Source organism: Neisseria sp. P0001.S005, from assembly GCF_051963715.1.
Genome location: NZ_JBQCTZ010000643.1, coordinates 1 through 423, shown reverse-complemented (window position 1 = coordinate 423; position 423 = coordinate 1). Strand labels below are relative to the sequence as shown.

Annotated in this window: 1 protein-coding gene; it reads left to right on the top strand. The window is 48.2% G+C overall.

What is annotated here, in order from left to right; translation table 11 throughout:
- Window positions 1–25: 25 nt before the first annotated feature.
- Window positions 26–423, top strand: a 398-nt coding sequence (locus ACTHSP_RS22160; RefSeq protein WP_440347028.1) for a phosphoribosyltransferase, incomplete at its 3' end; no start/stop codon positions are given.

Below are 423 nucleotides of genomic sequence, written 5' to 3'. Positions count from 1 at the left end.
GTATTTTCCTCTTCGGAAGCACACCATGAAACGTAAAATCTGGTACACCTACGACGACATCCACCGCGTAATCAAAGAATTGGCGGAAAAAATCCAAAACTCCGGCACCAAATACGATGCCATGATTGCCATTGGCGGCGGCGGTTTTATCCCTGCCCGCATGTTGCGCTGCTTCTTGGAAATTCCGATTTACGCCGTCACCACAGCCTACTACGACAGTGATAACGAAGGTCAAGTGACCGAGGAAGTGAAAAAAGTCCAATGGCTTGATCCCGTTCCAGATGCCCTGAAAGGCAAAAACGTACTGGTTGTTGACGAAGTGGACGACAGCCGCGTTACCATGGAATTCTGCCTGAACGAATTGTTGAAAGAAGATTTCGGCACTGTCGGCGTGGCAGTATTGCATGAAAAAATCAAAGCCAA